At 41.7% G+C, this 4,822-nt stretch carries 3 protein-coding genes, 1 rRNA gene and 1 pseudogene; 4 read left to right on the forward strand and 1 reads right to left on the reverse strand.

The features are described from left to right. Nucleotides 1-146: 146 nt before the first annotated feature. The 4 genes from rrf to kdpB all read left to right on the forward strand — a co-directional run bounded on the left by rrf (nt 147) and on the right by kdpB (nt 4,577). Nucleotides 147-257, forward strand: a 5S ribosomal RNA gene (gene rrf / locus HMPREF0106_RS06855). Between the two features lie 449 nt (nt 258-706). Further along, on the forward strand, nt 707-787 hold the full coding sequence (locus HMPREF0106_RS28450; RefSeq protein ID WP_073343870.1) for a potassium-transporting ATPase subunit F: 81 nt from the start codon (nt 707-709) through the stop codon (nt 785-787). Between the two features lie 31 nt (nt 788-818). Continuing rightward, nucleotides 819-2,525, forward strand: a complete 1,707-nt coding sequence (gene kdpA / locus HMPREF0106_RS06850; protein ID WP_009040612.1) for a potassium-transporting ATPase subunit KdpA — start codon at nt 819-821, stop codon at nt 2,523-2,525. Nucleotides 2,526-2,543: 18 nt separating this feature from the next. Continuing rightward, entirely contained in the window at nt 2,544-4,577 is a 2,034-nt protein-coding gene (gene kdpB / locus HMPREF0106_RS06845; RefSeq protein ID WP_009040613.1) for a potassium-transporting ATPase subunit KdpB, read from the forward strand. Between the two features lie 33 nt (nt 4,578-4,610). Here the strand turns inward: kdpB and HMPREF0106_RS27920 are convergent. Next, a pseudogene (locus HMPREF0106_RS27920) lies at nt 4,611-4,822 on the reverse strand (transposase); the annotation flags it as partial.

The raw sequence follows: 4,822 nt of genomic DNA on the forward strand, positions 1-4,822 counted from the left end.
ACTAATTGCCCGTTCACTTTCTTTCAAATATGTACCGGTTGGGTATATACGTTTAGCGGATTACTGATACGGAAACTGGAAACAGAGAACAGAAACATACTAGTAATGAACTTGAGATTTTACTTTTCATCATGTCATAACCTTATTCAGGTGGTTATAGCACGAGGGTTCCACCTCTTCCCATTCCGAACAGAGAAGTTAAGCCTCGTCACGCCGATGGTACTGCGTAACAGTGGGAGAGTAGGTAGCCGCCGTTTTTAGAGAAGCCCCTTGATTCAACAACGAATCAAGGGGCTTTCTGTTTTGGGTACTTTGCAAAATTTCTGTTTTTTTGATTTATCAATGGTACTTTGGTATACTTGTATTTCCTCTTTTACTACTCTTTTTTATTTTCACCTCTCTATTATATTGTTTTTCATAATAGCATAATCCATTTCAAAATGGTAGGGTGTTTTCCGTTTGTTATTCTTTTTAGTTCTTTTTTATTGTTTTGAAAATCAATAGCTTACTTACTTTTCTCTTTTTCTGGCATACCTTTAGCATTACTTATGGCAAATAATTAGGATTATTAATCATTTAAAAGGTAAAAACATGGGAATAACACTATCATTTATTTTCTGCTTGTTAAGCGGTTTCGCTTGTTTCTGGCTATTTTGGAAATGTGTAGACTGGTTTGAGAATATTTAAAGAAAAAGGAGAATTGATTATGTACACAGCATTATTCGTATTAGGTATTGCGATCTTCGGTTATTTGATGTACGTGCTCGTCAAACCCGAAAAGTTTTAAAGTAACACACACAGTTTAAGGTAAAAAGTATATGAATACAGAAATTTTAGGCGTGGTTGTTCAGATAGCCTTGATGGTGGTTCTGGCTTATCCACTGGGAAAATACATTGCCAAGGTCTACAGAGGAGAAAAGACCTGGTCTGATTTTATGGCTCCTATCGAAAGAGTCATTTATAAAGCTTGTGGAATCGACCCCAATGAAGAAATGAACTGGAAACAATTCCTGAAAGCATTGTTGATTTTGAATGCTTTCTGGTTTTTCTGGGGAATGGTACTCTTGGTTTCACAAGGATGGTTGCCCTTAAATCCGGACGGCAACGGACCGCAGACTCCGGATCAGGCATTCAATACCTGTATCAGTTTTATGGTGAACTGTAACTTGCAGCACTATAGCGGTGAAAGCGGACTGACTTATTTTACTCAACTGTTCGTCATCATGCTTTTCCAGTTTATTACCGCAGCAACAGGTATGGCTGCTATGGCAGGTATTATGAAGAGTATTGCTGCAAAAACAACCAAAACGATTGGTAACTTCTGGCAATTTCTGGTAATAAGCTGTACACGTATTTTATTGCCTCTTTCTCTGTTTGTAGGTTTTATCCTGATTCTCCAGGGAACTCCGATGGGATTTGACGGTAAGATGAAGGTAACTACGATGGAAGGCCAGGAACAAATGGTTTCTCAAGGTCCTACGGCTGCGATTGTTCCTATCAAACAATTGGGTACAAATGGTGGTGGTTATTTTGGTGTAAACTCTTCTCATCCGTTGGAGAATCCGACATATCTTACTAATATGGTAGAATGTTGGTCTATCCTGATTATCCCGATGGCAATGGTACTTGCGCTGGGATTTTATACCCGCAGAAAGAAGTTGGCTTACAGTATATTCGGAGTAATGCTTTTCGCTTTTCTGGTAGGCGTATGTATTAATGTCAGTCAGGAAATGGGTGGTAATCCACGCATTGATGAATTGGGAATTGCGCAGGATAATGGTGCGATGGAAGGTAAAGAGGTTCGTTTGGGAGCCGGAGCAACAGCATTATGGAGTATTGTAACTACTGTAACCTCTAATGGTTCTGTGAATGGTATGCATGATTCTACTATGCCGCTGTCCGGAATGATGGAGATGCTGAATATGCAGATTGACACTTGGTTTGGCGGTGTAGGTGTAGGATGGATGAATTACTATACATTTATTATCATTACAGTGTTTATCAGCGGTTTGATGGTAGGACGTACGCCGGAATTTCTCGGCAAGAAAGTGGAAGCCCGCGAAATGAAAATCGCTACGATTGTAGCTCTGCTTCATCCGTTTGTCATTTTGGTATTTACAGCACTCTCAAGTTATATTTATGTGCACCACCCTGATTTTGTGGAAAGTGAAGGTGGATGGTTGAACAACTTGGGATTCCACGGTTTAAGTGAGCAACTTTATGAGTACACTTCTTGTGCCGCCAATAACGGTTCCGGTTTTGAAGGCTTGGGAGATAATACTTATTTCTGGAATTATACGTGTGGTATTGTTCTGATTTTGAGCCGTTTTATTCCTATCATCGGGCAGGTTGCCATTGCCGGATTACTGGCACAGAAGAAATTCATTCCGGAAAGTGCCGGCACATTGAAGACCGATACATTGACTTTCGGAGTCATGACATTTGTGGTTATCTTCATTATTGCTGCGCTGTCGTTCTTCCCGGTACATGCATTGAGTACAATTGCTGAACATTTAAGTTTGTAATACTGAATTAGAGAAGATATGAAAGATAATAAATCAGCTTCTTTGTTTCCAAAGGAGCAAGTTATAGAAAGTTTGAAACAGTCATTCGTGAAACTGAACCCGCGGATGATGATAAAGAACCCGATTATGTTTACAGTAGAAGTGGCTACAGTGGTCATGCTACTCGTAACGCTCTACTCCATTGTAAATTCTTCACAAGGTTCGTTTGCTTACAACATTGCCGTGTTTATCATTCTGTTTGTAACCTTGTTGTTTGCCAATTTTGCCGAAGCTATTGCCGAAGCACGTGGTAAAGCACAGGCCGACAGCTTGCGTAAGACTCGTGAAGAGACACCGGCAAAGAAAGTGGAAGGTAATAAAATCGTTACCGTCAGTTCTTCACAATTGAAGAAAGGAGATGTGTTTGTTTGTGAGGCGGGAGACGTGATTCCTTCCGACGGTGAGATTATTGAAGGTTTGGCTTCTATTGATGAAAGTGCTATCACCGGCGAGTCTGCTCCGGTCATTCGTGAGGCAGGTGGCGACAAGAGTTCCGTAACGGGTGGCACGAAGGTATTGTCCGATCATATAAAAGTACTGGTGACTACTCAACCGGGAGAAAGTTTCCTTGATAAGATGATTGCATTGGTGGAAGGTGCTTCCCGTCAGAAAACCCCGAACGAGATTGCGTTGACTATTCTGTTGGCAGGTTTTACGCTTGTTTTTGTCATTGTGTGTGTTACCTTGAAACCGTTTGCCGACTATAGTAATACGGTCATCACTATTGCTTCGCTTATTTCTTTGTTTGTGTGTCTGATTCCGACAACTATCGGTGGACTTCTTTCTGCTATCGGTATTGCCGGTATGGACCGCGCGCTCCGTGCCAACGTGATTACTAAATCTGGTAAAGCGGTAGAGACTGCCGGTGATATTGATACGTTGTTGCTGGATAAAACAGGTACTATCACCATCGGTAACCGTAAAGCAACTCATTTCCATACGGCTCCGGGTGTCAATTTGCACGATTTTGTAGAGACTTGTCTGTTGTCTTCCTTGTCCGATGAAACGCCGGAAGGTAAATCTATCGTAGAACTGGGACGCGAGTCGGGAATGCGTATGCGTAACCTGAATACAACAGGAGCGCGTATGATTAAATTTACGGCTGAAACCAAATGTTCGGGAGTAGACCTGGCAGATGGAACGCAAATTCGTAAAGGTGCTTTCGACGCTATCCGTAAGATGGTGGAAGGTGCAGGAAATGAATTCCCAAAAGAAGTGGAAGAGATTATCTCTTCTATCTCCAGCAATGGTGGTACGCCATTGGTAGTATGTGTAAACAAGAAAGTGACCGGTGTCATTGAGTTGCAGGATATTATCAAACCGGGTATTCAGGAACGTTTCGAACGTCTGCGTAAGATGGGAGTGAAGACGGTCATGGTGACAGGAGATAACCCGTTAACTGCAAAATATATTGCCGAAAAAGCCGGTGTGGATGATTTTATCGCTGAAGCTAAACCGGAAGATAAGATGGAATATATCAAGAAGGAACAGCAGGCTGGTAAATTGGTTGCAATGATGGGAGACGGAACGAACGATGCTCCTGCTCTGGCACAAGCCAATGTAGGTGTAGCCATGAATAGTGGTACACAGGCTGCGAAGGAAGCCGGTAATATGGTCGATCTGGATAACGATCCGACAAAACTGATCGAGATTGTGGAAATCGGTAAACAATTGCTGATGACACGCGGCACGCTGACCACTTTCTCTATCGCCAATGACGTTGCAAAATATTTCGCAATTGTTCCTGCCTTGTTTATGGTCGCTATTCCCGAATTGGCAGCTCTGAATATCATGCATCTGCATAGTCCTGAAAGCGCCATTCTTTCAGCGGTCATTTTTAATGCGATTATTATTCCGATTCTGATTCCGCTGGCTTTGCGTGGCGTGCAATACAAACCGATAGGTGCGAGTGCTTTACTTCGCCGTAATCTGTTGATCTATGGTTTGGGTGGTGTGATTGTTCCTTTTGTGGGAATCAAGTTGATAGATTTATTGGTAGGTTTATTCTTTTAATGCGAATCAGTAGTTGAACTCTGATTCCTTGTTTTAGAAAATTAGATAAATGAATGCGATGGCAATTTTGCCCATCGTATGTACTAAAAGTCCAGATGTAGATCTGACTTTCATCGCTCTTTGAATATTTGTTTTTTCATTCAGCCAGTTGAAAAAAGATTCTATCGGTTGTCTGACCTTTGATACTGCAGTTGAAAACAGGTCTCTGCCCGCTTTCTCTCTTTGAGTAATAATAGGCTCCTCTC

The sequence above is a fragment of the Bacteroides sp. D22 genome (genome assembly GCF_000163675.1).
GTDB lineage: Bacteria > Bacteroidota > Bacteroidia > Bacteroidales > Bacteroidaceae > Bacteroides > Bacteroides xylanisolvens.